This window comes from Ruegeria sp. CDSC021, assembly GCF_059610845.1.
Genome location: NZ_JBXWOK010000001.1, coordinates 502384 through 529017, shown reverse-complemented (window position 1 = coordinate 529017; position 26634 = coordinate 502384). Strand labels below are relative to the sequence as shown.

At 55.4% G+C, this 26634-nt stretch carries 24 protein-coding genes and 1 tRNA gene; 8 read left to right on the top strand and 17 right to left on the bottom strand.

Annotated elements, in window-relative coordinates:
- Positions 1-9: 9 nt before the first annotated feature.
- The 7 genes from AC2FGB_RS02630 to iscR form a co-directional block, all read right to left on the bottom strand.
- Positions 10-576: a YIP1 family protein gene (locus tag AC2FGB_RS02630; protein WP_142633743.1), complete on the bottom strand. Its 567-nt coding sequence runs from the start codon at positions 574-576 to the stop codon at positions 10-12.
- Entirely contained in the window at positions 573-1058 is a 486-nt protein-coding gene (locus AC2FGB_RS02625; RefSeq protein WP_282027397.1) for a YIP1 family protein, read from the bottom strand. Before AC2FGB_RS02625 ends, AC2FGB_RS02630 begins: the two co-directional genes overlap by 4 nt.
- Positions 1058-2338, bottom strand: a complete 1281-nt coding sequence (gene sufD, locus AC2FGB_RS02620; RefSeq protein ID WP_496693152.1) for a Fe-S cluster assembly protein SufD — start codon at positions 2336-2338, stop codon at positions 1058-1060. The genes AC2FGB_RS02625 and sufD overlap by 1 nt, the downstream gene beginning before the upstream one ends.
- On the bottom strand, positions 2338-3093 hold the full coding sequence (gene sufC / locus AC2FGB_RS02615) for a Fe-S cluster assembly ATPase SufC (RefSeq protein ID WP_142633737.1): 756 nt from the start codon (positions 3091-3093) through the stop codon (positions 2338-2340). The genes sufD and sufC overlap by 1 nt, the downstream gene beginning before the upstream one ends.
- Positions 3094-3163: 70 nt before the next feature.
- Positions 3164-4684, bottom strand: a complete 1521-nt coding sequence (gene sufB / locus AC2FGB_RS02610) for a Fe-S cluster assembly protein SufB (RefSeq protein ID WP_496688135.1) — start codon at positions 4682-4684, stop codon at positions 3164-3166.
- A gap of 18 nt (positions 4685-4702) precedes the next feature.
- The gene (locus AC2FGB_RS02605) at positions 4703-5782 is read right to left on the bottom strand and encodes a cysteine desulfurase family protein (protein WP_496693151.1); all 1080 of its coding nucleotides are present in this window, start codon (positions 5780-5782) and stop codon (positions 4703-4705) included.
- Positions 5783-5830: 48 nt separating this feature from the next.
- Positions 5831-6289, bottom strand: coding sequence for a Fe-S cluster assembly transcriptional regulator IscR (gene iscR / locus AC2FGB_RS02600; protein WP_142633731.1), 459 nt, complete (start codon positions 6287-6289; stop codon positions 5831-5833).
- 178 nt (positions 6290-6467) lie between these two features.
- Between iscR and AC2FGB_RS02595 the strand changes: the two genes are divergently transcribed.
- Genes AC2FGB_RS02595 through AC2FGB_RS02585 form a run of 3 tightly spaced genes read left to right on the top strand, consistent with a single transcriptional unit; the run spans position 6468 to position 8520 of the window.
- Positions 6468-7121, top strand: coding sequence for an alpha/beta hydrolase (locus AC2FGB_RS02595; RefSeq protein WP_142633729.1), 654 nt, complete (start codon positions 6468-6470; stop codon positions 7119-7121).
- Positions 7121-7366 (top strand): hypothetical protein, encoded by a 246-nt coding sequence (locus tag AC2FGB_RS02590; RefSeq protein ID WP_142633727.1) that lies wholly within the window; start codon positions 7121-7123, stop codon positions 7364-7366. Before AC2FGB_RS02595 ends, AC2FGB_RS02590 begins: the two co-directional genes overlap by 1 nt.
- Positions 7363-8520, top strand: a complete 1158-nt coding sequence (locus AC2FGB_RS02585) for an HD domain-containing protein (protein WP_496693150.1) — start codon at positions 7363-7365, stop codon at positions 8518-8520. The genes AC2FGB_RS02590 and AC2FGB_RS02585 overlap by 4 nt, the downstream gene beginning before the upstream one ends.
- A 54-nt stretch (positions 8521-8574) precedes the next feature.
- Here AC2FGB_RS02585 and AC2FGB_RS02580 read toward each other — a convergent pair whose 3' ends face one another.
- Positions 8575-8706: a hypothetical protein gene (locus tag AC2FGB_RS02580; RefSeq protein ID WP_271947174.1), complete on the bottom strand. Its 132-nt coding sequence runs from the start codon at positions 8704-8706 to the stop codon at positions 8575-8577.
- Between the two features lie 175 nt (positions 8707-8881).
- On the opposite strand from AC2FGB_RS02580, the gene AC2FGB_RS02575 reads away from it, so the two are divergent.
- Complete coding sequence (locus AC2FGB_RS02575) at positions 8882-9217, top strand: DMT family transporter (RefSeq protein ID WP_142633723.1); 336 nt, start codon at positions 8882-8884, stop codon at positions 9215-9217.
- Positions 9218-9293: 76 nt separating this feature from the next.
- Positions 9294-11111 (top strand): translational GTPase TypA, encoded by a 1818-nt coding sequence (typA, locus tag AC2FGB_RS02570; protein ID WP_271947178.1) that lies wholly within the window; start codon positions 9294-9296, stop codon positions 11109-11111.
- A gap of 563 nt (positions 11112-11674) precedes the next feature.
- Here typA and AC2FGB_RS02565 read toward each other — a convergent pair.
- The 5 genes from AC2FGB_RS02565 to recA all read right to left on the bottom strand — a co-directional run bounded on the left by AC2FGB_RS02565 (position 11675) and on the right by recA (position 17417).
- Positions 11675-12094, bottom strand: a complete 420-nt coding sequence (locus AC2FGB_RS02565) for a hypothetical protein (protein WP_496791752.1) — start codon at positions 12092-12094, stop codon at positions 11675-11677.
- A gap of 124 nt (positions 12095-12218) precedes the next feature.
- Complete coding sequence (locus AC2FGB_RS02560) at positions 12219-12740, bottom strand: transglutaminase-like cysteine peptidase (protein WP_246097162.1); 522 nt, start codon at positions 12738-12740, stop codon at positions 12219-12221.
- A 469-nt stretch (positions 12741-13209) separates the two neighbouring features.
- Positions 13210-13497, bottom strand: coding sequence for a DUF1330 domain-containing protein (locus AC2FGB_RS02555; RefSeq protein ID WP_142633718.1), 288 nt, complete (start codon positions 13495-13497; stop codon positions 13210-13212).
- A gap of 4 nt (positions 13498-13501) precedes the next feature.
- On the bottom strand, positions 13502-16177 hold the full coding sequence (gene alaS, locus AC2FGB_RS02550; protein ID WP_496693501.1) for an alanine--tRNA ligase: 2676 nt from the start codon (positions 16175-16177) through the stop codon (positions 13502-13504).
- 175 nt (positions 16178-16352) lie between these two features.
- Positions 16353-17417, bottom strand: coding sequence for a recombinase RecA (recA, locus tag AC2FGB_RS02545; RefSeq protein WP_142633714.1), 1065 nt, complete (start codon positions 17415-17417; stop codon positions 16353-16355).
- A gap of 192 nt (positions 17418-17609) precedes the next feature.
- On the opposite strand from recA, the gene AC2FGB_RS02540 reads away from it, so the two are divergent.
- Positions 17610-18203, top strand: a complete 594-nt coding sequence (locus AC2FGB_RS02540) for a sulfotransferase family 2 domain-containing protein (protein ID WP_281994593.1) — start codon at positions 17610-17612, stop codon at positions 18201-18203.
- Positions 18204-18207: 4 nt separating this feature from the next.
- On the opposite strand, the gene AC2FGB_RS02535 is transcribed toward AC2FGB_RS02540, so the two are convergent.
- From AC2FGB_RS02535 to guaB, 3 genes are all read right to left on the bottom strand, one after another.
- Positions 18208-20499 (bottom strand): hybrid sensor histidine kinase/response regulator, encoded by a 2292-nt coding sequence (locus AC2FGB_RS02535; RefSeq protein ID WP_496693500.1) that lies wholly within the window; start codon positions 20497-20499, stop codon positions 18208-18210.
- A 106-nt stretch (positions 20500-20605) separates the two neighbouring features.
- Complete coding sequence (locus AC2FGB_RS02530) at positions 20606-21763, bottom strand: RsmB/NOP family class I SAM-dependent RNA methyltransferase (protein ID WP_496693499.1); 1158 nt, start codon at positions 21761-21763, stop codon at positions 20606-20608.
- 78 nt (positions 21764-21841) lie between these two features.
- On the bottom strand, positions 21842-23290 hold the full coding sequence (gene guaB, locus AC2FGB_RS02525) for an IMP dehydrogenase (RefSeq protein ID WP_496675678.1): 1449 nt from the start codon (positions 23288-23290) through the stop codon (positions 21842-21844).
- Between the two features lie 217 nt (positions 23291-23507).
- Between guaB and AC2FGB_RS02520 the strand changes: the two genes are divergently transcribed.
- Positions 23508-25553: an ASKHA domain-containing protein gene (locus AC2FGB_RS02520; protein ID WP_496693498.1), complete on the top strand. Its 2046-nt coding sequence runs from the start codon at positions 23508-23510 to the stop codon at positions 25551-25553.
- A gap of 24 nt (positions 25554-25577) precedes the next feature.
- On the top strand, positions 25578-26435 hold the full coding sequence (locus tag AC2FGB_RS02515) for a class I SAM-dependent methyltransferase (protein WP_496688152.1): 858 nt from the start codon (positions 25578-25580) through the stop codon (positions 26433-26435).
- Between the two features lies 1 nt (position 26436).
- Here AC2FGB_RS02515 and AC2FGB_RS02510 read toward each other — a convergent pair.
- Positions 26437-26510 (bottom strand) — tRNA-Gly (locus tag AC2FGB_RS02510).
- Positions 26511-26634: the final 124 nt, after the last annotated feature.

Here is a 26634-nt window from a genome sequence, read left to right as displayed (position 1 = left end):
TTTTCTTCCCTAGACCGGGCCGCTGGGTGTGAACATGAGGACAAATGAGATTGAAATCAGTGCGGATAACAGAATGACCCCAAAAGATTTCAGCATCGAGTTGAACTTATGAGCTTCATTCAGGAAATGCATTGAGACGTAAAGGCTGACAAGTGCGGTCGCCAGCAAAAACATGACCATCATAAATGGAACAACCATCGAAACGATCAGCGTCACCGACATCGCTGCGATCTGAAGGAATTGCAGCCAGATCGTCAGGATCAGGATATCTTTGAATGTCGCAACGCCCCCGATAGTACGACCAACAAAAAGAAGAGCCACCACGCTGAGCAGCATCGCGCCTGACGAACGCAGAAGGTTCAGAATAACAGGATCAGAAACGGGAAGCGGTTCACCCTGGGGGACAGGGACCATCTGTTCGATACCAATTTGGATGGCACCGTTCAGAACGACAGCCAGAAAGAATGCCAGCCAGACAACTTCACGCCCGGGACGCAGATCCAGCAACCGTCTTGCCGCTTCGGCAGGGTTGGTCAGGGTCAGAACAGCAATCTGACTCAGCACGGCCGGATTCATTCCGCATACCTTTGCGCTTGCCTAAGGCCCGAAAACCAGAACCACAGGAATACGACGAACCAAACCAACCCGACAGTGGTCATGGTTGTCCCCGGACCAATAAAACCAGCGACAAGGCCGTTCAGCAAAATCAACGGCGTCGAAGATAGCAACGCCCAGAACAGAGCTAACCTTGCGCCATAGGCAGTCCCCTTTCCGCCGAACAGACGCGCCGCACCGTGGGACACGAAGGCCAGAAGGTAGAAGAACAGCGGCAAGATAATGACAGTTCCAAGCAAGGCACCGCCCAACAGCATGTTAAGCTCGAGATCTTCGAGATGCGCCTGTCGGGACAAACGTGGCAGTTGCGCAATGAATGCCACCACGCAGAACGCCATTACAAAGACCAAAGCGCGGTCCTCACGTTCGCCCAAATCCAAAAGCCGGCTTACAACCCGGCCTGGTCCACGGTATGTGGCCACTATATCCGACGTTACCGGCATCAGCTTCGCCGAGAAAGCCAGCCTTCAAGGCGGTCAACCATAGCCTCCGCAAGGCTTTCATCCTCGATCTCTTCCACAGCCTCGGCCAGGAACGACAAGGTCAGCAAATTTGTTGCCTCTTTGACGGGCACACCCCGAGACCGCAGGTAGAACAGAGCCGTTTCATCAAGCGCACCTGATGTCGAACCGTGCGAACAGACAACGTCATCGGCATAGATCTCAAGCTCGGGCTTGGCGAGGAACTGACTATCATCATCCAGTAGCAAAGACTGGCTGATCTGATACCCGTCTGTTTTCTGGGCGCCCTCTTTCACAAGGATCTTGCCCTGAAACACGCCGGTCGCGCCGTTCCGCAGCACCTTCTTGAACACCTGGCGGCTTTCGCAACCAACCGCGTCATGGGTGACGAATACCGTGTCGTCATGGTGAAAGTCGCCATCTCCGACGCAGGCACCGGCCACGTGCGCCACCGCATCATCGCCGGTCAATTCGATCACCTGTTCGTTCCGGGTCAGAACACCGTTCATGGTCAGGGTGAAGGATTTGTAGACCGAATTGGCACCCAACCGTGTAAACATATGCGTCGCCGCACGACGCTCGTGGTCACGACCCTGGGCCCGCACATGGTGCAGCGAGCCACCATCGGCAATGTCAATTTCCATACATTTGTTGAAACGCGATGCCGCCGGCCCGTTTTCGAGAATGGTAACCTCGGCGTCAGTTTCGACCCGCACTACGTGATGCAGGATCGCATCCGAATCCTCGGACGCATGGCGATAGATCAGGCTGATCGGTTTCGATGGCTTACCGGTCACATGGATGGCCACGCCGTCTGATGCAAATGCGGTGTTCAATGCGGCCAGCGGGCGCTGAACCGGGACTTGTCCATTTGCTTCAAGAACGCCGTACAAGTCTTTGGCCCAATGGATATCTTTGCAGCAAATATCTTCAAGCCGGTCGATCGAAACACCTTCGAGTGTCAGATCATCGGACTCTTCGGGATTGAACACTCCGTCAACGAAGACAATCTTCAAGCGGTCGAATTCATCGAACATTTGCGGCTCGTCCGACTCGAACAGCGCCGCATGCGCTGCATCAACCGATACGAGCGTATCGGGTTGGGTGTATTTCCAGTACTCGTCGCGCCGGCTGGGCAAGCCCATTTGGCGCACACGGGCAATCGCGTCCTCGCGCGCAGCGCGAGTACATCCGGCATCGGGCAACGACAGGACGGCCAGCCGCTCCTCCGTCGCAGTCTGTTTTGCTTGGGGCAACGCCATCAGTTCACCTCGGCCAGAATGTCGGCATAACCGTTGTTTTCAACCTCAAGTGCCAACTCGGGACCGCCAGTTTTTACAATCCGCCCATCGGCCATGATATGCACGACATCAGGTTTGATGTGGTCCAGAAGGCGCTGATAATGCGTGATAACAAGGAAACCACGCGCTTCGTCGCGCAGCGCGTTCACGCCCTCGGCAACCAGTTTCATCGCGTCTACATCCAAACCGGAATCTGTCTCGTCCAGAATGCACATTTTGGGCTCGAGCATGGCCATTTGCAGTATTTCGTTGCGCTTTTTCTCACCGCCAGAAAAGCCAACATTCACAGGGCGCTTCAGCATATCCGCATCGATCTTTAACGATTTGGCCTTGGCGCGCACCTCTTTCAGGAAATCGGCTGCCGAAAGCTCTTCTTCCCCGCGGGCCTTGCGCTGTGAATTCACAGCGGTGCGCAGAAAGGTCATGTTGCCAACGCCTGGGATTTCAACCGGATATTGGAACGCCAGGAAAACACCGGCTGCTGCGCGCTCTTCCGGTTCCATCTCGAACAGGTTCTCACCACCAAGGGTCGCCGAGCCTTCGGTCACTTCATACCCATCCCGACCGGACAGCACATAGCTGAGCGTCGATTTGCCCGAGCCATTTGGCCCCATGATCGCATGTACCTTGCCAGCCTCAACCTTCAGGTCGACACCTTTGAGGATTTGCTTGTCTTCTTCTTCAAGTTTGACGTGCAGGTTTTTGATTTCCAGCATGTTTTATTCCTTTGACGTATCGCAAGGGGTCATGCCCCCTCGTATGTTCTGAATTCAGGTAAGGTTGGGATTAACCCACAGATCCCTCAAGGCTGATGGCCACCAACTGCTGGGCTTCCATCGCAAATTCCATCGGCAGCGCCTGGAGCACGTCCTTGCAGAACCCGTTGACGACCAGGGCCACGGCCTCTTCCTCGTCCATTCCGCGTTGACGGCAATAGAACAGCTGATCATCATCGACCTTCGAGGTCGTCGCCTCATGCTCGACCCGCGAGGAGTTGTTCTTGACTTCGATATAGGGAACCGTGTGCGCCCCGCATTTATCGCCGATCAGCAGGCTGTCACATTGGGTGTAATTCCGGCTGTCCTTGGCTTTCGGGTGCATCGAGACCAGCCCGCGATAGGTGTTCTGCGCCCTGCCCGCACTGATGCCTTTGGACACGATCCGCGACTTGGTGTTCTTGCCCAGGTGGATCATCTTGGTGCCAGTATCGGCCTGCTGATAATTGTTGGCAATCGCGATCGAATAGAACTCACCCTGGCTTTCATTGCCGCGCAGGATGCAGGACGGGTATTTCCACGTCACGGCCGAGCCGGTTTCAACCTGCGTCCACATCACCTTGGACCGGTCGCCGCGGCAATCCGCGCGCTTGGTCACAAAGTTATAGATGCCGCCCTTGCCATTCTCATCCCCGGGGTACCAGTTCTGAACGGTCGAGTATTTTACCTCGGCATCTTCCTCGATAATGATTTCGACCACGGCAGCATGCAGCTGCGTAGTGTCGCGCTGAGGCGCAGTACAGCCTTCCAAGTAGCTGACATAGCTGCCTTTATCGGCAATGATCAGGGTACGTTCAAACTGACCGGTGTTCTCCGCATTGATGCGGAAATAGGTGCTCAGCTCCATCGGGCAGCGTACGCCCGGCGGGATGTAGACAAATGACCCGTCCGAGAACACGGCCGAGTTCAGCGTGGCATAGAAATTATCGGATACCGGAACCACAGTGCCCAGGTATTTCTTGACCAGCTCGGGGTGTTCCCTGATCGCTTCAGAAATCGAACAGAAGATCACACCTGCCTTTTTCAGTTCGGCCTGAAAAGTTGTGCCAACGGACACCGAGTCGAACACCGCATCCACGGCCACCTTGCGGCCCTCAGCAGGCATATCCTCGGCGCCTTCGACGCCAGCCAGAATCATCTGTTCTTTCAGTGGGATACCAAGCTTTTCGTAAGTAGCCAGCAGCTTCGGATCCACTTCATCCAGCGATTTCGGCTTTACCTCCATCGATTTCGGACGGGCATAGTAATACTGGTTCTGAAAGTCGATTTCAGGATAGCTGACCATCGCCCATTTCGGCTCTTCCATCTTGGTCCAGCGTTCGAACGCGGCCAGACGCCATTCGGTCATCCATTCCGGTTCTTCATTCTTGTCCGAGATCAGACGGACGATATCGGGGTTCACGCCTTTTGGGGCGTATTCCATCTCGATATCGGTGTTCCAGCCGTATTTATAGGTTCCGGCCTCGCGCACCGCATCAACGGTTTCCTGATCGACACCTTCTTTTACCTGAGTCTGGTCCAAAGCGGCCATGACTTATCCTCCGTCAGATCACGCGGCACGCGCGCGATGCTTTTTCTCTTTTTCCAGCCACGTATCCGCGAAACGCAGCACATCATCTTCTGTCGTCCAAGGGCCGGGCGATACGCGAATTGCGCTGGCTGCCGTTACCTCGTCATATCCCATTGCCGTCAGAACTCGGCTGGTCTTTACCTTGCCACTTGAACAGGCCGAACCTGCGCTGATCGCAAATCCAGCCAGATCCATCTGCATAACCTGCGTCTCCCCTTTCCATCCGGGAGTTGCAAAACACAAAGTGTTGGGGAGTCGCTCCTGATCTTTCCCGACAAAAATAGTCGCTTTCGATCCGGCCTCAAGAGCGTTCTCTAGAATATTTCTAAATTTAGCAACATTTTCCCAAACACCGTTAGCCAGATCTTTCACTGCGGCCTCGGCAGCGGCACCAAAACCCGCGATTCCAACAACGTTTTCCGTCCCGGAGCGCCGGCCCATTTCCTGCCCGCCACCAACCGCAAGCGGGTTGATGTCCAGCCCTTGTTTTAGGATCAGAGCGCCAACACCCTTAGGACCGCCGATTTTATGCGCCGAAAGAACCGCCATATCCGCATCGCTCCAGGCGAAGGAAAAGGGAATACGGCCAACAGCCTGTGTAATATCCAGCAACAACCAATCGGCCCGCCGTGCGCCATAGGGCCACTGACCTTCGACCTTTTTCGGTGGCAAGGTAACGATACCTGTTTCCGAATTCGCCAACCCCATTGCTAAGATGTGACCAGGTCCGAACGGGCGTTCGTTGCAGTTCGATAGATCAAGATGCGACCAAAGCGCGTCATGCGCCGTTGCATCGACGAACACATCGCAATTATTAGGTCTATTCTGCAGGACCCGGGCCGCTTCGGTCGCACCTGAGGTGAAAATAACTTCCTGCGGTCGGCACCCGACAGCTTCGGCCACCTGCGCCCGTGCCCGCTCGACTATGGCCTTTGCCCCTCGTCCTTCAGCGTGAACCGACGAAGGGTTACCGATCTGATCCATTGCCGTGATCATCGCATCGCGCGCTTCGGGGCGAATTGGCGTTGTGGCGTTATGATCCAGATAAACACGATTCATGGATGCACCTTTTGGCAGCCAAAGGGACTTGGACAAAGCAAATTCATCTTACTCGTCCACGACCGCAAACAGATTAGGAACAGCCGGACAGGGCGCCAAGTCGTTCCTGATCACATCAGAAAGCCGCGTTTGATGCAGAAACACATAAACATGGGCACTCAGCCCTTCCCACAATCGGTTGGTCAGCGATTGCGCACGACTGCCCGATGAGGCCCCGGATGCCCCTGCCCCTTTTTTCAACGCGTCTACAGTTTCGTCGACGGCGGACAGAATTTCGACTACACGGATTTCCGACGCAGGGCGCGCCAACCGATAACCTCCGCCCGGACCGCGCACTGACGAGACAAGCTCGGCCCGGCGCAGCTTTACGAACAGCTGTTCAAGATAAGGCAACGAGATGTCCTGCCGTTCGGAAATTTCGCTCAGCGTTACCAGTCCGTCAGATGACTGAAGAGCGATATCAGCCAAGGCCACCATCGCGTAACGACCCTTGGTCGAAAGCTTCATTCTCATTCCCTTATGGCAGTTAACGCGCGAAATCATTGACGCCGCCGCTGCCAGTGCGTATCTCCGACTGACAGCGCCCTTGCGCCGACTATCACAATTAGAACCGTTCTAAGGTGTCCGACGATTATCGTCAAGTATTTCCGGACACCCAGAAGAAAAAGACAGGACCTATGCACACATGCCCGAGGTGATTTTTCCCGGACCCGAAGGCCGCCTGGAAGGCCGCTACCACCCGCAAAAGGAAAAAGACGCACCGATCGCCATCGTGTTGCACCCGCATCCTCAATTTGGCGGGACCATGAACAATAAGGTGGTCTATAATCTGCACTATGCGTTCTACAACATGGGTTTCACTGTGTTGCGGTTCAACTTTCGCGGTGTTGGCCGCAGCCAGGGCGAATATGACCAGGGCGTAGGCGAGCTGAGTGATGCGGCGTCGGCACTGGACTACCTGCAGTCGATGAACAACAATTCGAAACACTGCTGGGTCGCAGGGTTCTCGTTCGGAGCCTGGATCGGGATGCAACTGCTTATGCGCCGCCCTGAGATAACCGGTTTCATCAGCGTTTCTCCGCCAGCCAACATGTATGATTTCTCGTTCCTGGCGCCCTGCCCCTCTTCGGGTCTGATTATCAACGGATCCTCTGATCGGGTGGCCCCGCCTGCAGACACCACTGCTTTGGTTAACAAGCTGCATGAACAGAAGGGCATCACAATCACCCATAACGAAGTTGAGGGTGCTGACCACTTCTTTCAGGATCGCCACATGGATACGCTGATCACTGACGTAAGTGACTATGTGAAACGGCGGCTGACAGAGAACACGCGCTAATGTCCGACACGATCATCAGACTTGCTTCCAAGCTGGCCGAAGACACAATGAAAGTGATGGACGAAACCGGAAACGACCGCTTCTTCATGGAAGTTGGCGAAGTGATCGGGGCGTCCTCACAAACATTGGAAGAAGCATTCCTGACCGAGATCCGTGTCCGGATGGCCGAACGTAAGGCCCGCAAGTTTGTCGTCGAGAAATTGACCGAACATCGGTCAAAACTGAAAGCTATAGAAAAACAATGACGCAAAGACTGTCCGCGCAAATCGACTTTCTTAAACGCGCGGACAGGCTGAAATCTGTCAATCGTGCCAACGCCTTGTTGGATCAGTCTCGCCCAGAGAACGCGGCTGAGCATAGTTGGCAACTGGCGCTTTGGGCCCTGGTTTTGGAACCGGTTGCCGGGCCAGACGTGAATATCGACCGCGTTATCAAAATGCTATTGCTGCATGATCTGGTCGAAATCATCGTAGGCGATCACCCGATTCACCTGAAAACAGATTGGAAAGCACTGGAATTGGCGGAACAAACAGCTGCTGAAGAGCTGTTTGGCATGCTGCCTGCGGATCAGGCCACGACGTTTCTTGCTCTTTGGCAAGAATTCGAAGCCGACGCCACGCCGGACGCGAAATTCGCCAAGATTCTGGATCGGTCGCAACCGATGTTTCAGGTGCTGTGTGCAGAACGGCCAAACCCAGAGCATTTAGCTGTCGTGAATGACAACCTAAAACGTGGTCGCGCTGCCTATCTGCAACAAGCTTTCCCGGACGCATATAATCTTGCCCAAGCACTGCTGAATGGAGGCAAACTCGAAACCTCCGAGCTTTCTTTGCGTTTGGGTTTCTTGTCCGAAACTGACCAACTCAAATCGGTTCAGCGCGCATCGCGTCTGCTCTATGATAACCGGTTTGAGAATTCAGCCGAACATTCCTGGCACATCATGCTTTTTGCCTGGGTCCTGTCCGAATATGCAGCCCCTTCCGTTTCTGTAAACCGCGCCCTCAGGATGCTTTTGCTGCACGACATTGTTGAAATTGACGCCGGTGATCACCCAATTCATGGGCAGGTCGACCACGCGGCACAAGCCGCCGAGGAACTTGCTGCGGCGCAAAGGTTGTTTGGAATGCTCCCAGAGGTCCAAAATCAAGAATTCATGTCGATCTGGCATGAGTTTGAACAGGCCGAAAGCCCCGATGCCTGTTTCGCCAAAGCGATTGATCGCTTCCAAACCCCGGTTGGCAACCTCGAGACAGGAGGCGGTTCCTGGATTGATTACAACGTCACATACGAACAAATCCACAGCCGTGTCGGCACGGTGATTATTCCCGGTGCACCAGCCCTGTGGGCATGGCTGGATCCGTTGCTTCGGGGTTACTTTTCTGAGACTGCAGAAGGCTGAAAACACAGCGGAAAAAGGAGCATAACACCCCTTTTTCCTGTATTCGGCAGTCGCTTAAACCGATGTACCAATCAATCGCTCAACATTTCGGGCTGCTTTTGTTTCGACGGACCCCCCGCCAGCAAGCCACCCAAGCGCAACAATAAGTGCCGAAAGAGCGATGACGTATTTTGCAAATTTCGTCATGGCGATACTCATAAAAAAAACACGATAAAACGCGGACAAAGTATCACATTGCCGAAAATCCACATAGTCGGGTAATCCTGACCCCTGACGGATGCCTGTAAACTCCTGCTATCGCTTGCGCGTATCGGTCATTTCGTGCTCAACCCAATGCAACCTTATTGAATGCGAGACCCCCGTGCCCAAAGCATATCTTCTACTGCTGTTGGCAGTTGTTGCCGAAACGATTGGTACAACTGCACTTCAGGCCAGCCAGCAATTCAGCCGGTTCTGGCCGTCAGTGCTTGTGGTTGTTGGCTATGGAATTGCCTTTTATCTGATGGCCCTCACGCTCAAATACATGCCGGTTGGTATCGTCTATGCGATCTGGTCCGGTCTTGGAATCGTGCTTATTGCCATCATCGGTTTCATTGTCTTTGGTCAGAGGCTGGATTTACCCGGGATTGCTGGACTCAGCATGATTTTGGGTGGAATACTAATCATACACCTCTTTTCCGGTACAGCAGGACACTGACGATCGGTTAGGGCTGGCATATTTCGCCGAGCCGCGTTATGCGCGCGTCAACTTCCCGTTCAAAGGCTGACCTCTCATGGACCTGCGCAATATCGCAATCATCGCTCACGTGGACCACGGCAAAACAACGCTGGTCGATGAGCTGCTAAAACAATCCGGTGCGTTCCGGGAAAATCAGGCTGTCGCAGAACGCGCTATGGACAGCAATGACCTCGAGCGTGAGCGTGGTATCACCATCCTTGCAAAGGCCACTTCGGTGGAGTGGAAAGGCACGCGGATCAATATCGTCGATACGCCGGGCCACGCCGATTTCGGCGGCGAGGTTGAACGCATCCTCAGCATGGTCGACGGCGTTGTCCTGCTGGTCGATGCGGCCGAAGGTCCGATGCCGCAGACCAAATTCGTGACCTCCAAGGCGCTGGCGCTGGGTCTGCGTCCGATTGTGGTGCTGAACAAAGTCGACAAGCCCGACGCCGAACCAGACCGCGCGCTGGACGAATGCTTTGATCTGTTCGCAAACCTTGGTGCGGATGACGATCAGCTTGATTTCCCTTCAATGTACGCCTCAGGCCGGTCGGGCTGGGCAGATATGGAGCTGGAAGGACCCCGCAAGGATCTGTCGGCCCTGTTCGACCTGATCGTTGACCACGTCCCTGCTCCCAAACAGATCGAACGCAAGGACGAACCCTTCCGGATGCTTGCCACGACACTGGGCAGCGACCCATTCATCGGCCGCATTCTGACTGGCCGTGTCGAAAGTGGTACGCTCAAGGCAGGTGACACCCTCAAGGCGCTCAGCCGGGATGGAACACTTATCGAGAACTTCCGCGCCTCAAAAATCCTGGCTTTCCGCGGTTTGGGGCAGCAACCCATTGATGTGGCCGAGGCGGGCGATATCGTCACCATCGCAGGTATGAGCAAAGCGACCGTGGCAGATTCGCTTGTTGCCCCACAGGTCGAAGACGCTCTGCCCGCGCAGCCGATCGACCCGCCGACCATCACAGTGACCTTTGGTATCAACGATTCGCCCCTTGCCGGCCGAGACGGTAAAAAGGTTCAGTCCCGTGTCATTCGCGACCGTTTGATGAAAGAAGCAGAATCAAACGTCGCCATTCGCATTACCGACACGCCGGGCGGTGAGGCCTTCGAAGTTGCGGGACGCGGCGAATTGCAGATGGGTGTTCTGATCGAAAACATGCGCCGCGAAGGGTTCGAGCTGAGTATCTCTCGCCCACAGGTCCTGTTCCGCGAAGAAGACGGTCAGCGCCTAGAGCCCATCGAAGAAGTCACCATTGACGTGGACGATGAGTATTCCGGCTCGGTCATTGAAAAGATAACAGGTGTCCGCAAAGGTGAACTGGCCGAGATGCGGCCTGCTGGTACGGGCAAAACCCGCATCATCGCCCATGTGCCGTCACGCGGGTTGATCGGTTATCACGGTGAATTCCTGACAGATACACGCGGTACTGGCGTTTTGAACCGTGTGTTCCATGACTGGGCACCGCACAAAGGACAAATTCCGGGCCGCCGCGCAGGCGTTCTGATCTCGATGGAGAACGGACAGGCAGTTGCCTATGCCCTTTGGAACCTCGAAGAGCGTGGCCGCATGTTTGTTGGCCCTCAGACCGATGTATATCAGGGTATGGTTATCGGCGAGCATTCGCGCGACAACGATCTTGAGGTTAACCCGCTGAAGGGGAAAAAGCTGACCAACGTCCGGGCCAGCGGATCGGATGACGCTGTGCGCCTGACACCCCATATTCAGTTCTCGTTGGAAGAGGCGATCGCCTATATCGACGATGACGAACTTGTCGAAGTGACCCCGAACGCAATCCGTCTGCGCAAACGCTTTCTGGATCCGCACGAGCGCAAGCGTATGGCAAGATCTGCCTGATCATTGCAGTGATGCAGTTCACAGATTGGAAACAATAACACAATCGTGACATATTTGCGCACACGCGTATTAAGGCCCGTCTTGGAAGGCTCGCTCTCAAAGCGGGCCTTCTTTTTGTTTTACCTACACTTTCCTCTTTAAGTTGTTTCACTTTTAACATTCACAATTTTAGGAAACTTGTAATTCTGGCTCAAAAGGGATGTATTTGTGTCCAAAGTATGGCACCTGTTTGCCTGCCAAGTTTTGAGTAATGAGTATCAAGGAGTAGCGCCATGCGCATTAAGTCTCGCTTACTTTCAATAGTATTTGTTTCAGCAACGTTCCCAGTTATTTCAGCTGTATCCGCTTCAGCTTCAGACATGTGTACAATACGAACAGCCAAACAGTCGGTATCGACTGAAACGCTTTGTGCATGTTCTGTTGTAGACGCCCGGATGCTGCGCTATTTGCAGCGACGCTCAGATTTCGAGGACATCTTGTCCCGTACATTGGAGAGTTGCCCAGCTTTTGCAGCAGTTCTGACTGACTTTCCAACCGCATCTATTCTCGGAAATGAGCAACGATCAGGAGACGGCGCTGCTGATGAAAATGGCGGTGGTGGTTCCGGCGGCGGCGGTGGCGGCGGCGGTGGTACCGGCGGCGGCGGTGGCGGCGGCGGTGATACCCGCGGCGGCGGTGGCGGCAATGGTGACGGCAACGATGATGACGACGGCGGTGACGGCGGCGAAGGTGGCGACGGCGGCGAAGGTGGCGACGGCGGCGAAGGTGGCGACGGCGGCGACGGTGGCGACGGCGGCGAAGGTGGTGACGGCGGCGAAGGTGGTGACGGCGGCGAAGGTGGCGACGGCGGCGAAGGTGGTGACGGCGGCGAAGGTGGCGACGGCGGCGAAGGTGGTGACGGCGGCGAAGGCGGCGAAGGTGGTGACGGTGGACCCAAGGGCAACCGTTCTGGCCATAGCGACGGAACCAATCCAGGCGGCCAATCTCAGAACCCGAACGGTACCAACAATCCGGGCAACCCCAAGTAAGCAAATTTAGGCACTACAGAAAATGGCGAAGCAACAGCTTCGCCATTTTCGCATTCTAACCAGCTGAGATTAGCTTTCCTCAGCTTCTGCCGAAGACCCCGACCCATTTACTGGGCCGCCGAGGGTCCTGCATCCGCAGAAACAGATATCGCGTCGCCGACCAGGGTTTGATGCGGTTGGTCAAGTTATCCAGAACCAGATCGCCACTGGCCGAGCGATAAACCAAAACCGCATGAGAATTTCGCTGCGTATCCAGAACAGTTGCGATCAAAAGTTTGCTCGGATCGACGCCCGCACGGATAAGATCCCTTTTCTTCAGCAGAGCAAAGTCTTCGCAATCCCCACCGCGCGAAGTCGGCAGCGCCCAACGTTCCCGAGTTCTATATTGGGCTTGGTCAGTAACCGAGCGGGTGGTTGCGTTTACCTGCCGGTTGACCTTTTTGATGATCTGCATCTCTTGCTGGCTCGACATTGAATTCGAAGCCTTGCTGGAACATGCCCAAGAGTATTGACGGCACAGTTGCCGCGCTCCAGACGGCGGGGGCGAAGATGCGACTGTGCGGATAAAGTTGCCTTCCCGCGCTTGCGCATCTGGTGCCATAACCGAGGACCCCAACGCCAATGCGAGGATTCCTAAAGTTCTACCAAAACCAGTCCAGATCCGCGCATTAACGGCCCTAAATTCCGTACCCATGGTCGCCATGCCTGTCCCTCGATCCGTGTTTTCCCCGCGATTGCCGCAAAACAGGACCATATTCCGTTTTCCGAAACTATCGGTAAACACGCCTAATTGTGCAATCTGTCTCAAATCTTGCAACTAAAAGAGGCGGAATTCCGTCATTGAAAATGGCATTTTTGGGTAAGAATCTGGCGCTGCTCGCCACATTCGAAACACGAACCCCTTGGCAGGCCCGACATCAAGACCCGCTAACTACTTGTAAATAAAAAATTTATGGGACTTCAGGTCGACGCTTGCCGCAACGTCATAATTGGGCGGCCATCTTTTGGCTGAAAACCGCCCAATGAATAAGCTGACAGGGGTATTAAATCCCTGATCGCACGGGGTGATTCTAATCTGTGATCTCTACGACCACCAATTCCCGCTCACTTGCACCACGCGCGTGATCCAGTGCTTGCTGATATTCCACCGAATTATAACACTCTACAGCGGCTTCCAATGAGGGGAATTTGGCGACAACGTTGCGCGGCCGTTCTTTGCCTTCCAACTGCACGTATCGCGCAGCACGCGCGATAAACGCACCACCGTGTTTGGCAATCGCTGGCCCGGCGAGCTCGGCATATTTTCCATAGGATTCGGCGTCAGTAACACTGACATGTGCAATCCAAAGTGCGGACATTTTGTTAACCTCCAAGAATATTCTCTGCAGCCTTGATCGCGGCATCAGCATTCGAAGCGTCCTTGCCACCACCTTGCGCCATGTCAGGGCGTCCACCGCCACCTTTTCCACCAAGTTCAGCAACCGCCGCCCGAACCAGATCCACGGCCGAGATTGCATCCGTCAGATCAGCTGTGACACCGGCCGCGACGGCTGCTTTGCCGCCCGTATCCGCTATCAGCAACACAGCAGCACCCGATCCAAGTCGGCTTTTGTGTTCGTCGATCAGCGCGGGTAAGTCCTTGCCAGATACGCCAGTAAGGGACTGAGCCAGGAACGAGATACCGTTTACCGTTTTGGCCTCAGCGCTACCGCCCTGCCCCGAACCACCAGCCATCGCGAGATCGCGGCGCAGCTGCGCAACTTCATTTTGAAGGGATTTACGTTCATCCAACAGAGCTTTGACACGAGATACAACGTCATCCGGTTGCGCTTTCAGTTCAGATGCGATCTGCCCCAAACGTTGGTCCTGGTCGGTCAGGTAAACCATGGCTTCGTCACCGGTAAGCGCTTCGATCCGCCGGACACCGGCACTGCTGGCGCTATCCCCCAATACAACAAGCGCGCCAATATCACCGGTCTGGCGAACATGCGTTCCACCACACAGTTCGATCGACCAGGTCTCACCATCCTGGCCTTTGCCGGTTGGCGCTTTGCCCATCGAAACCACGCGAACTTCGTCGCCATATTTCTCACCGAAAAGGGCCTGCGCACCCAGTTCCCGGGCATCATCCGGTGTCATGATCCGGGTCTCGACGGTCGAGTTCTGGCGGATGAAAGCGTTGACCGAGCGTTCAACTTGCCGAATTTCCTCGGGGCTCATCGCCTTCGCGTGGCTAAAGTCGAACCGCAGCCGGTCAGCCGCATTCAAAGAACCACGCTGCGCAACGTGGTCACCCAATGTTTCCCGCAATGCTTCGTGCAGCAAATGTGTGGCCGAATGGTTGGCCCGGATGGCGGTGCGGCGAACATGGTCTACCTCAAGCTCAACTGCGTCTCCCTTGGACAAGGTACCGTGATCGACCCTGACCCGATGCGCATAGATTTTGCCATCCGCAAATTTCCGGGTGTCCTCGACCCGCGCGACATCATCACGCTCTTCCAGACGACGAATTTCGCCGGTGTCGCCTATCTGACCACCGGATTCACCATAAAACGGGGTTTGGTTCACAACGACCCAGCCGGAACAACCTGTCTCGATCTTGTCGACCAAAGCGCCATCCACGACCATTGCCGCGACCTGTCCTTCAGCCTTTTCTGTATCGTATCCAAGAAAATCCGTAGCGCCCGCAATATCCAGAACGTCAAACCAAACGGCTTGATCCGCTGCTTCCCCCGATCCAGCCCAGGCAGCGCGTGCCTTGGCCTTTTGCTCGGCCATCGCCGTATCAAACCCGTCGGTATCAACCGTCCGGCCCTTTTCACGCAGTGCATCCTGCGTCAGATCAAGCGGAAAACCATATGTATCATACAGCTTGAAAGCGGCTTCTCCAGACAGTGCCGCACCCTCTGGCAGGTCAGAGACCTCGTCATCCAACAACTTCAGGCCGCGATCCAATGTTTGCTTAAAGCGGGTTTCTTCCAGCAACAGCGTCTCTTCGATCAGCGACTGAGCCTGACCAAGTTCGGTGTACTGGGCACCCATCAGTTGGACCAATGTCGGTACCAGCTGATACATCACCGGATCCTTCGCACCCAACAGATGTGCATGCCGCATCGCACGACGCATGATCCGCCGCAGCACATAGCCGCGCCCGTCATTGCTGGGCATTACCCCGTCTGCAATCAGGAACGAGGTCGACCGCAGGTGATCCGCAATCACGCGGTGATGTACGTTCTGATCCCCATAAGGATCAACATTGGTGGCACTCGCCGAGGCCTCGATTAGGGTCTTAAACAGATCGGTGTCGTAATTGTCATGGCTTCCTTGCAACAGGGCACCAATCCGCTCCAGCCCCATCCCGGTGTCGATTGACTGCATGTCGAGCTCGACCATCGAGCCGTCTTCGAACTGTTCGTTCTGCATGAAAACGATGTTCCAGATCTCGATGAACCGATCACCGTCTTCCTCAGGTGAACCCGGAGGGCCGCCCCAGATATGATCCCCGTGGTCGTAGAAAATCTCGGTGCAGGGACCGCACGGGCCGGTCGGACCCATCTGCCAGAAATTGTCACTGGTTGCGATACGGATGATCCGATCTTCGGGAACGCCCACCTTCTTCCACATCTCGAACGCTTCGTCATCGGTGTGGTAAACCGTTGTCAGAAGGCGGTTTTTATCGACCCCGAATTCTTTGGTGATCAATTCCCATGCGAATGGAATTGCTTCGGGCTTGAAGTAATCGCCGAACGAAAAATTGCCCAACATCTCAAAGAATGTGTGGTGACGCGCAGTATAGCCGACATTGTCCAAGTCGTTGTGCTTGCCACCGGCCCGAACACATTTCTGTGCTGTCGTCGCGCGCTGATAGTCACGGGTTTCGACCCCGGTGAACAGGTTTTTGAACTGCACCATACCCGAGTTGACGAACATCAATGTCGGGTCGTTGCGTGGCACCAGGGGACTGGATGCCACTACTTCGTGCCCCTGTTTGGCAAAGTAGTTCAAAAAGGTCGATCGGATTTCGTTCAACGTTGACATAGGGCTCTCTCGGCGCGCGATCAGTTTGTTTCAAAAAGGGTTTATCCGCCTCCCCCGGGATAGTCCACAGGCGAGCGTCGCAGAACGGAACAAGGCGGCCCCGACGGACCGCTTTGTTCGGAATATGGTTCGTTCTTAGGAAAGAGCAGCGAAAATCGCTTTCTTCCCGAACCACTTATGCCTCGAGGATATCATCCTCTTCCGCGCCGGGCGGCACATCGAATTCCAGCCCATGTGCCGCGCGAATCTTGTCCTCGATCTCAAACGCGATGCGGTTGTTGTCGCGCAGATACTGCTTGGCATTCTCACGCCCCTGCCCGATCCGCTCATCACCATAGCTGAACCATGAGCCCGACTTCTCGACCACACCGGCCTTGACGCCCAGATCCAGCAGCTCGCCCATTTTACTGATGCCTTCGCCATACATGATGTCGAATTCAACTTGCTTGAAGGGCGGTGCCACTTTGTTTTTAACGACCTTCACACGGGTCTGGTTGCCAACAACCTCATCCCGGTCCTTGATCGCACCGATCCGACGAATATCCAAACGGACCGAGCTGTAGAATTTCAGGGCGTTACCACCGGTGGTGGTTTCCGGGCTGCCGAACATCACGCCGATTTTCATCCGGATTTGGTTGATGAAGATCACCATACAGTTCGAGCGGCTGATCGAACCCGTCAGTTTACGCATTGCCTGGCTCATCAGCCGGGCCTGCACACCAACGCTGCTGTCGCCCATATCGCCTTCGAGTTCAGATTTCGGCGTCAGCGCCGCGACCGAGTCAACCACGACCATGTTCACCGCGCCCGAACGGACCAGCGTATCGGTAATCTCAAGCGCCTGTTCGCCAGTGTCAGGTTGCGAAATCAGCAACTCGTCCAGATCGACGCCCAGTTTGCGCGCATATTGCGGGTCCAAGGCATGTTCCGCATCGACAAATGCGCATACACCGCCATGTTTCTGCTGTTCTGCGATGCAGTGCAGTGTCAGCGTAGTTTTGCCTGAACTTTCCGGGCCATAGATTTCAACGATCCGGCCCATCGGCAGGCCGCCGATTCCCAGAGCGATATCCAGACCCAGCGATCCGGTCGAACTGGCGTCGATGTCCTGCTTGGAATCCTCGCCCAGCTTCATGATCGAGCCTTTGCCGAACTGCCGTTCGATCTGTGCCAGCGCGCTGTCGAGCGCCTTTTGCTTATCTGCGTTTTTCTTGTCGCTCATCGTCAGAAGATCCGCCATTGTCCTGTCGCCTTCCCTTTTGCCACACCCTTGAACGGGCGGCAATCGCTGCTTTGTTCGCCTCTTGTTCCTTATGGGACCAAAAAGAGAACATTTCAACTAAAACTTACATTACTTACTGTTCTGTAATTGTATTAAAGAGTCGTTTACGCCAATCTGAGCTGGAGATAATTACTGCCGATGGACGAATAAATGCTTGTTTTTTATGAAGAACGCCTTGCGTTTCTGGCTGTCCCAAAAACCGGCAGCACCGCTTATCATACGGCTTTGCGGGACCGTGCCGATCTGGTTGTCACCGATCCGCCAGATCTGAAACACGCACCTGTCCGCCGGTATGATCGGTTTTTCCAGAACATTTTCCGTAAAATGTACGATACTGAGATGGAAATCATGGCGGTTGTTCGTGAACCGGTCGATTGGCTGGGCAGTTGGTACAGGTTTCGCGGCCGCCAAGAGCGTCTTGACCACCCGCATTCAACACATGACCTGAGCTTTGATGATTTCGTCCAGGCCTATATGCGCACACCCCGACCTGAATTCGCCGATGTCGGCAGTCAAAGCCAATTTTTTCGCACCCGCAACAACGGGCGTGGCGCCACCCATGTCTTCAAATATGAAAACCAGGACAAAATTCTCGATTTCCTGCAAAACCGCTTGAATATGGATATCCGGCTGCAACGCGAAAACGTGTCACCCACACGAGACCTAACACTGGGCGCAGAGACATTGACCAAGTTCCGCAACACACACTCCGCGGAATTCGATTGCCACGCCTCGGCACTTTGAAACCCTAATTGATCTGCTGAAAAACAGCTTCGGTCAGTTGGTTTAGTGAAAATGGTTTGGGCAGGAAAGTTGAATCGGAAATCTCTGGTACGGAATCGCCAAACGCACCCTCTGTGTATCCAGACATGAATATGACCCGTACATCTGGCCTGTTCTGCTTAGCCATACGAACCCAGGTCGGACCATCCAATCCGGGCATGACCACATCGGTGACGAATGCGTCAACATTCAATGTGCCATCTTCGAGAAGCCTCAGAGCCTCTTCTCCCGAATCGGCCTCGAGCACAGTGTAGCCTTTCAACCTCAGTGCGCGGGTCGCAAAGGCCCGAACCGGGGCTTCGTCTTCGACCAGCAGCACGACACCCTCACCCTGGCGAACCGTTGGATTCTCAGGGGATTGCGCAGGCGCTGCCTCGGTTTTTTTGGGGGCGGTTGAAACCGGCAGGTACACAATAAACTCGGTCCCTCTCCCCTGAATGCTGTCGACAAAAATAAAACCGCCGGTTTGCTTTACAATTCCGTAGACAGTCGACAGGCCCAAACCTGTCCCCTCACCCGTGCGTTTGGTTGTAAAGAAAGGCTCGAACACTTTCTGTAGCTTATCGGGGGCAATCCCCGTACCGCTATCAATGACTTTGACGGTGACGTATTCACCAGGTTGTACCGTAGCGCGATCCCTTGTGAAGCGTTCTGTCAGCACGACCACTTCGGTTTCGATCCTGACCTCACCACCTTCAGGCATTGCATCGCGGGCATTTACGACAAGATTCATCAACACCTGCTCTAGCTGGCGTTTATCCGCACGAACCGCTTTCAGAACGGGATCGTGGCTGAGTGTCAGCTTAATCTTTTCTCCGACCAGACGATTTAGCAGATGAATAAGGTCTGAGATCGTATCTCTGAGATCCAGGATTTCCGGCTGCAAAGTCTGTTTGCGCGAAAAGGCCAGCAGTTGGCTCACCAAAGCTGCTGCACGGTTTGCGTTCTGATTGATTTGTACGAGATCCCCGTAGTCAGGGTCATTCTGGTCGTGCCGCAAAAGCAGAAGATCGCAATGTCCGGAAATCGCCGTTAGCAAATTGTTGAAATCATGCGCTACACCGCCAGCCAGTTGGCCAACGGCCTGCATTTTTTGTCCCTGCACAAATTGCGCTTCTAAAGTCTTGAGTTCGGTAGCATCATTCAGAACCGCAATCAGTCTGACTTCTCCCTCGCTCAGCACACGTTTCAATGTGACCTGTACGAATATCTCGCGGTCTTCCCGTGTCAGCCTCAGGAATTCAGATCGTGGAACGGCGCCCTCATTTGAAGCCTGCGTCAGCCAATCCAGAACCGGATATCCCAGACCATGCATGATATGCACAACATTGGATTCTCCGGGCTCTATGTTTCCGACAAGACGCGTTGCCAGTCTGTTGGCCTCAAGGATGCTCCCGTCGGGAGAAAGGGTCATTACCGGGACCGGAAGATCCACAAATGACGCGCCAATTCCACTTTCCTGTGCACGATCAAGCGGTAGAACAAGCAGATCGCGCTTGGTTCCCGACCGAGACAGTTCGGCCATCGTAGCCGGAATTGGCCCCTGTGCCGTCTGTACCTGCACAACCTCACCCAATTCGGGCTGCGCGCCAGTCAGAACCTGTGCAAGGTTGTCGGGTCGTTGCCCCAGGATTTGTTCCGCCGCCCCGTTGATCCGCAGCAATGCTCCGTTTCTGCCTTCGGTCAAAATGGGCACAGGCACAGCATCCCACTGACCTGTTCCATCCAGATGAAGCCGCCAAAAGAAAAAATTATTCCCAACACCGAGAACAGAAATCGGTACGGTTGTCTCCAAAGTGACAACGTCTTCTCTTGCACGGCCATGGATCTCGGCCAAAGACTGTAGGCGCAGCAAAATTGCCGACGGGTTCGCAAAAATAGACTTTAGACCTTCATCCAGCCGGTTGCCGGGAAAAACATGGAGCTGAGCCCGGGCATGAGAATTGCAAATCAGAACATCACCCTGTGCATTGGCAATCGCGCAGGGGTACAGCTCTTCTTCGGCAAAAACCTCCATAACCCTAAGCTCACGACGTACCGAGTCGTCGGAAATCAGCGCCCTCACCACGACCAACAGTGATGCAGCAAGCAAAGACACACCTGCCACCACAAGGCCGAGATTCCAGGCTTGGGGAATGATTCCTGCCAGCGGCAGCAGTGAGAGCAACACCCCTAGCGCAACCAATGGTGCTAGACGCAAACCACTTGGTGTATTTCGTAACTTTGGGTCAGAATAGAAATCTGCGGTATCGGACATTAAATACTCAACTTGCCGGGCTAGGTGTAACCCAACGCAAAAGGATTAACGCCCACTTAACCAACAAAGTGAGCAATTCTCCTTTAGGTTGCTATTTGTCCGCCGACTACCGCGTCAAGTGTGACGTGAAAAACCCGTCAGTACCGTGTGATACATACCACGTTTTGCGAAACTTCTCGGTCCATTCGGAGTGCGCCGCCACGAACGCATCGACCACTGCACCGTTTTCGACCTCGAGCATGGAACAGGTTGCATATGCAAGAACACCCGCTGGCCCCACCAAAGGCGCGACATCATCAAGGATCGTCCGCTGCGTTTCCGTAAGCCGGTTCAGTCCATCTTGTGTAAGAGACCATTTTCCCGCCGGGGCGCGACGCCAGGATCCGCTGCCTGAACAGGGGGCATCCGTCAGCACAATGTCGAATGGTGCCTGCGCAGAGATCTCGTCATTGGTCAGGAGCGTTATCTGTGCACCCGCTCTTTCGGCCCGGGCGGGCAAATCACGCATTCGCGCCGCATTAACGTCATGCGCGAAAACATCTACACCGTGATGCGCGGCCAAGGCCAAGGCTTTGCCGCCACCACCGGAACAATAGTCCAGAACCCGCATTCCGGGGTTTAGGTCCAATGATTCAACTACGGCCTGGCTCGCCGCATCCTGCAGTTCGACCAACCCATCAGTATAGGCGCGGCTTCCTGAGATTTTCCGCTCGCCCTCGACAACTTCGAGTGCGGTCGAACAAGCGGGATGTGGCCTCGCTTGGATGCCGTCCGCCAGCAAGACCGAGACCGCCTGATCGACACTCGACTTAATCAGATTGACCCGCAAATGAACCGGGGCCCGAGCTCGCAATGCCTCGGCCACTGGAAGGGTCAAATCACCCAAAGACTCTTGAAAGGTTGGCCAAAGCCATTCCGGTATGTCGTATTTCTGGGCGTCGGATTCACATGGTTTAGCCTGTTCGTGTTCTTCCAAACTGGCTGGTGCGTACCCTTCGCCATTGAATATCTGATCCAGATCGACTTCTTGCATGCGCATCGCGCCAATCATCAACCCCCTACCGGTTTCCGTCCCACCTGCCGCTGCAAATGACCTTTTGCACCGCAAAGCACCAAACACATGGTCGCGAATAGCAGCCCTGTCTTTGGAACCGGCGAAACGGCTGCGCCGCGCCCAACCGGTCAGGGCCTTTTCGACCGGGGCACCCGAAAGAATCTGATCAAGAATTTCGATGGAGGCCTGAACACGTGCGGCGGGGGTCATTTTATTCTCCGATATGGTGCAGGGCAAAAACGCAAAGCGGCGCCCTCGCCGGGGCGCCGCAGTTCAGGTTCCGGCAATTTACATCACTCGATAATTCGGGCTTTCGCGTGTGATTTGCACGTCATGCACATGGCTCTCCTTCAGGCCAGCCCCTGTGATTCTGACGAAGTTGCAGTTCTTTCGCATCTCTTCGACCGTGGCGCAGCCGGTATAGCCCATGGCTGCGCGCAGGCCGCCGACCAGTTGATGCACAACCGCGCTGGCCGAGCCCTTGTAAGGCACCTGCCCTTCGATCCCTTCGGGCACCAGCTTGTCGCTGGCGGCATCCTTCTGGAAATAGCGATCCGCAGAGCCACGTGCCATCGCGCCTAGGCTGCCCATGCCGCGATAAGATTTGAACGACCGGCCCTGATACAGGATCACTTCGCCCGGGCTTTCATCTGTTCCGGCGATCATTGAGCCAACCATGGCACAGGACGCACCCGCAGCAATCGCCTTGGCAAAATCGCCCGAGAATTTGATACCACCATCTGCGATAACCGGCACATCGCCGGCGGCCGCGGCGCAATCCATGATCGCAGTCAGCTGCGGCACGCCCACACCGGCAACCATCCGCGTAGTACAGATCGAACCCGGCCCTATCCCCACCTTGATGGCATCCGCGCCTGCGTCGATCAGCGCCTTAGTTGCGTCCCCAGTGGCGACGTTACCGGCAATGATCTGCACCTCGTTCGACAGGGTCTTGACCCGCTTCACCGCGTCCAGTACCCCTTGAGAATGCCCATGAGCGGTGTCTACAACGATAATGTCGACACCGGAATCCACCAGTTGTTCGGATCGTTCGAAACCAGAGTCACCAACCGACGTCGCTGCCGCGACTCGCAACCGGCCCAGCCGATCCTTGCAGGCCGTTGGGTTCAGCACCGCCTGTTCGGTATCTTTCAAAGTCAGCAGACCCGTCAGCTTGCCCGCCCCGTCCACAACCAGAAGCTTTTCGATCCGACGCGCGCGCATCAGGCTTTTGGCCTCTTCCAGATCGGCGGGTTCCTGAAGCATCGCCAGATTGTCCGAGGTCATCATCGCGTGAACCGGCGTATCATCCGAGGTCGCAAAACGCATATCACGGTTGGTCAGAATACCGACCACGCGGCCTTCTTCGTCCACCACGGGAAAGCCGGTGAAGTTATAACGCTGCACCAACGCGTTGGCGTCCGCCAGCGTCTGATCCACCCGCAGTGTCACCGGGTTGTAAACAATACCGGATTCAAACCGTTTGACCCGGCGCACTTCGCGGGCCTGTTCATCCACCGTCAGGTTCTTGTGAACCACGCCGATGCCGCCCGCCTGCGCCATGGCGATGGCCATGCGCGCCTCGGTCACCGTGTCCATCGCCGAGCTGAGCAGTGGGATGTTCATGGTGATTTCCCGCGTCACGCGCGTGGTCGTATCCGCCGTGGCCGGCAGCACAGAAGATGCGCCCGGAACCAGAAGAACGTCGTCAAAGGTGAGTGCCTCACGAATCTGCATCTGTTAACCCCATGCAAAAGCCCGTTTGACGGTGACCCTATTGCATGGATTGCATCTAAGGAAAAGCCCCCGACATAAACTAGTTTTTACCTGCTGGTCGGTGCTGCGGCAAAAAACGACGCAACGCACACAAAACGTGCCGCTGAATGGCCTTTCCCTTTGCGTACAAAACCATATCTTGCCCGACATAGGCGCGAATATAAAAGGCAGGCCAATCATGACCACCGACCCTCTTGTTGTCTTTACCCCATCGGGCAAACGCGGGCACTTTCCCGTAGGCACTCCGGTTCTGACTGCGGCACGGCAACTGGGTGTGGATCTGGATTCCGTTTGCGGTGGACGCGGGATTTGTTCGAAATGCCAGATCACGCCAAGCTATGGCGAGTTTCCCAAGCACGGCGTGACCGTAGCCGACGGTGCACTAAGCGAATGGAACGCGGTTGAACAGCGCTATGACGACAAGCGCGGATTGAAACCCGGCCGCCGTCTTGGATGTCAGGCCACGGTTCAGGGGGATGTGGTGATCGACGTGCCACCAGAAAGCCAAGTGCACCGTCAGGTCGTACGCAAGGCCGCCACAGCACGCACCATCACAATGGATCCGGCCACCCGGCTGTATTTTGTTGCGGTAGAAGAACCCGACATGCATTCACCAACCGGCGATCTGGAACGTCTGGAACGCGCGCTGCGCGAGCAATGGAACGTCGACGCCGTAACCGCTGATCTTTCCTTGTTGTCCAAACTGCAGCCTATATTGCGCAAGGGTAAGTGGGAGGTCACCGTTGCGGTGCATAAAGGTCACAAGGACGATGTCGCACGGATCGTGGAAATCTGGCCTGGATTGCACGAGAACGGACTTTTCGGTCTGGCCATCGACCTCGGCTCTACCACGATTGCAGCTCACCTGACCGATCTGGACACAGGCGAGGTCAAGGCATCTTCAGGCCTGATGAACCCCCAAATCCGCTTTGGCGAAGACCTTATGAGCCGCGTGTCCTATTCGATGATGAATCCGGGCGGCGACAAAGAGATGACCCGAGCCGTTCGCGAAGCGATAAACGATCTGACAACAACCATCGCGGATGAGGCCGGGATTGACGCCAACCTGATTGTCGAAACGGTGTTCGTCTGTAACCCGGTCATGCACCATCTGCTGCTTGGGCTGGATCCGGTCGAGCTGGGCCAAGCGCCCTTTGCCTTGGCTACGTCCGAAAGCATGTCTTTGCCCGCGCGCGAAATGAATCTGACCAACATGAACCCACGTGCGCAGGTCTACATCCTGCCCTGCATTGCGGGTCATGTGGGTGCGGATTGTGCGGCGGTTGCTTTGTCGGAAGAGCCCGGCAAATCCGAAGATCTGGTTCTGATCGTAGATGTAGGCACCAATGCTGAGATTTTGCTGGGCAATACCAGCCGGGTTCTGGCGTGCTCCTCACCGACCGGCCCGGCCTTTGAAGGCGCGCAGATCAGCTCTGGTCAGCGTGCCGCCCCCGGTGCGATTGAGCGGATCGAGATTGATCCTGTCACTAAAGAACCCCGTTTTCGCGTCATCGGGTCCGAGAAATGGTCGGATGAAGAGGGTTTTGATCAAGACATCGCAACCACTGGCATCAGTGGCATCTGTGGATCAGGCATTATTGAAGCGGTGGCGGAAATGCGTATGGCGGGTTTGCTGGATGAAAGCGGCCTGATCGGATCCGCAGAACAAACGGGCACATCACGCAACGTCCCCGAGGGGCGCACCCATTCCTATCTGATCCACGACGCAAGCGCCGAAGGCGGCCCACGTATCACAGTCACTCAGGGCGATATTCGCGCGATTCAACTGGCGAAATCCGCGCTTTATGCAGGCGCGCGGCTTTTGATGGACGAAATGAACGTGGATACTGTCGACCGCATTGTTCTTGCTGGTGCCTTCGGCGCGCATATCTCGACCAAACATGCCATGGTTCTGGGAATGATCCCGGATGCGCCCTTGAACAAGGTCTCAAGCGCGGGCAACGCCGCCGGTACAGGTGCTCGGATCGCACTGTGCAATATCGGATCGCGGAGTGAGATTGAACGCGTAGTGCGCGAAATCACCAAGGTTGAAACCGCCATCGAGCCCAAGTTTCAGGATCATTTCGTGGCAGCGAACGCGATCCCCCATAAGACGGATCCATTCCCGGAATTGGCCAAAGTGACGACCCTGCCCTCGCCCTCGTTCAACACCGGTGGTGGAGATCAGGAAAACTCTGGCCGCCGCCGTCGCCGGAGGTCATAGTCGCGGCAACAACGGAGGGGTACGATGCAGTCGGTGAATGAGGAACAGGCAGAATACTGGGGAAAATCCGAATCCGGGGCCAAATGGCTGACATATCAGGATCAGTTGGATCAACTGATGGCTTCGGTTCTGGACCTTGTGCTGGAGAATGCCCAGCTTAAACTAGGAATGCATGTGCTCGACATCGGCTGTGGCACTGGCGAAAGCTCTCTTGCAGCCGCGCGATTGGTCGGGCCGGATGGCGATGTTCTGGCCGCCGATATATCGCAAGCGTTTCTTGATCGTGCCAGCGCCCGAGCCTCGGAAAACGGGCTGAGCAACATCAGCTTCCAACATGCTGACGCCCAGATATTCGGGTTTCCTGCCAATCAGTTGGACTCCGCGATTTCACGGTTCGGCGTGATGTTCTTTGACGATACGGTTGCTGCATTCGCCAATATCGCCCGCGCACTTAAACCCGGCGGGCAGATGACATTTGCAGCTTGGGGGCCATTGGATGACAACCCGTGGTTCAAAATACCCCATATTGCTGCGGTAAAACGCCTTGGGCAGCCGCCTCGGGTAGATCGTTATGCGCCGGGTCCGCTGGCGTTTCACGATCTGGATCACGTCACCGGCATGATGCAACAGGCGGGGCTGTCGGACATTCAGGCCCAAGCCATCTCCGTAAACCTGCCCGGCGCTGGCGGGTCAGAGGAAATAGCCGCTTTGTGCACCCACGTCGGCCCCGCCGCGCGAACCATCGCGCATTTCGAAGGCACCGAACAGGACGCAGCAGCAATCCAGCACGAGGTCTGTCAGGAATTCGCCCAGTTCACATCCGAAACCGGCCTGCACATCCCGGCGGTGATAAACCTGTACCAAGCGCGTCGATCGAACTGAATGGAGCGGGTAGCGGGAATCGAACCCGCGCGTTCAGCTTGGGAAGCTGACAGGCTACCATTACATCATACCCGCCACTGCTAGCTGAATATCACCGGTACAAGATCAGGTTCAAGCGGTTTTGATCCAAACCGTCAGGCTATTTGCGACGGCGAAGACAAAAAAGGCCGGATCAAAAGATCCGGCCAGAATGTTGTTT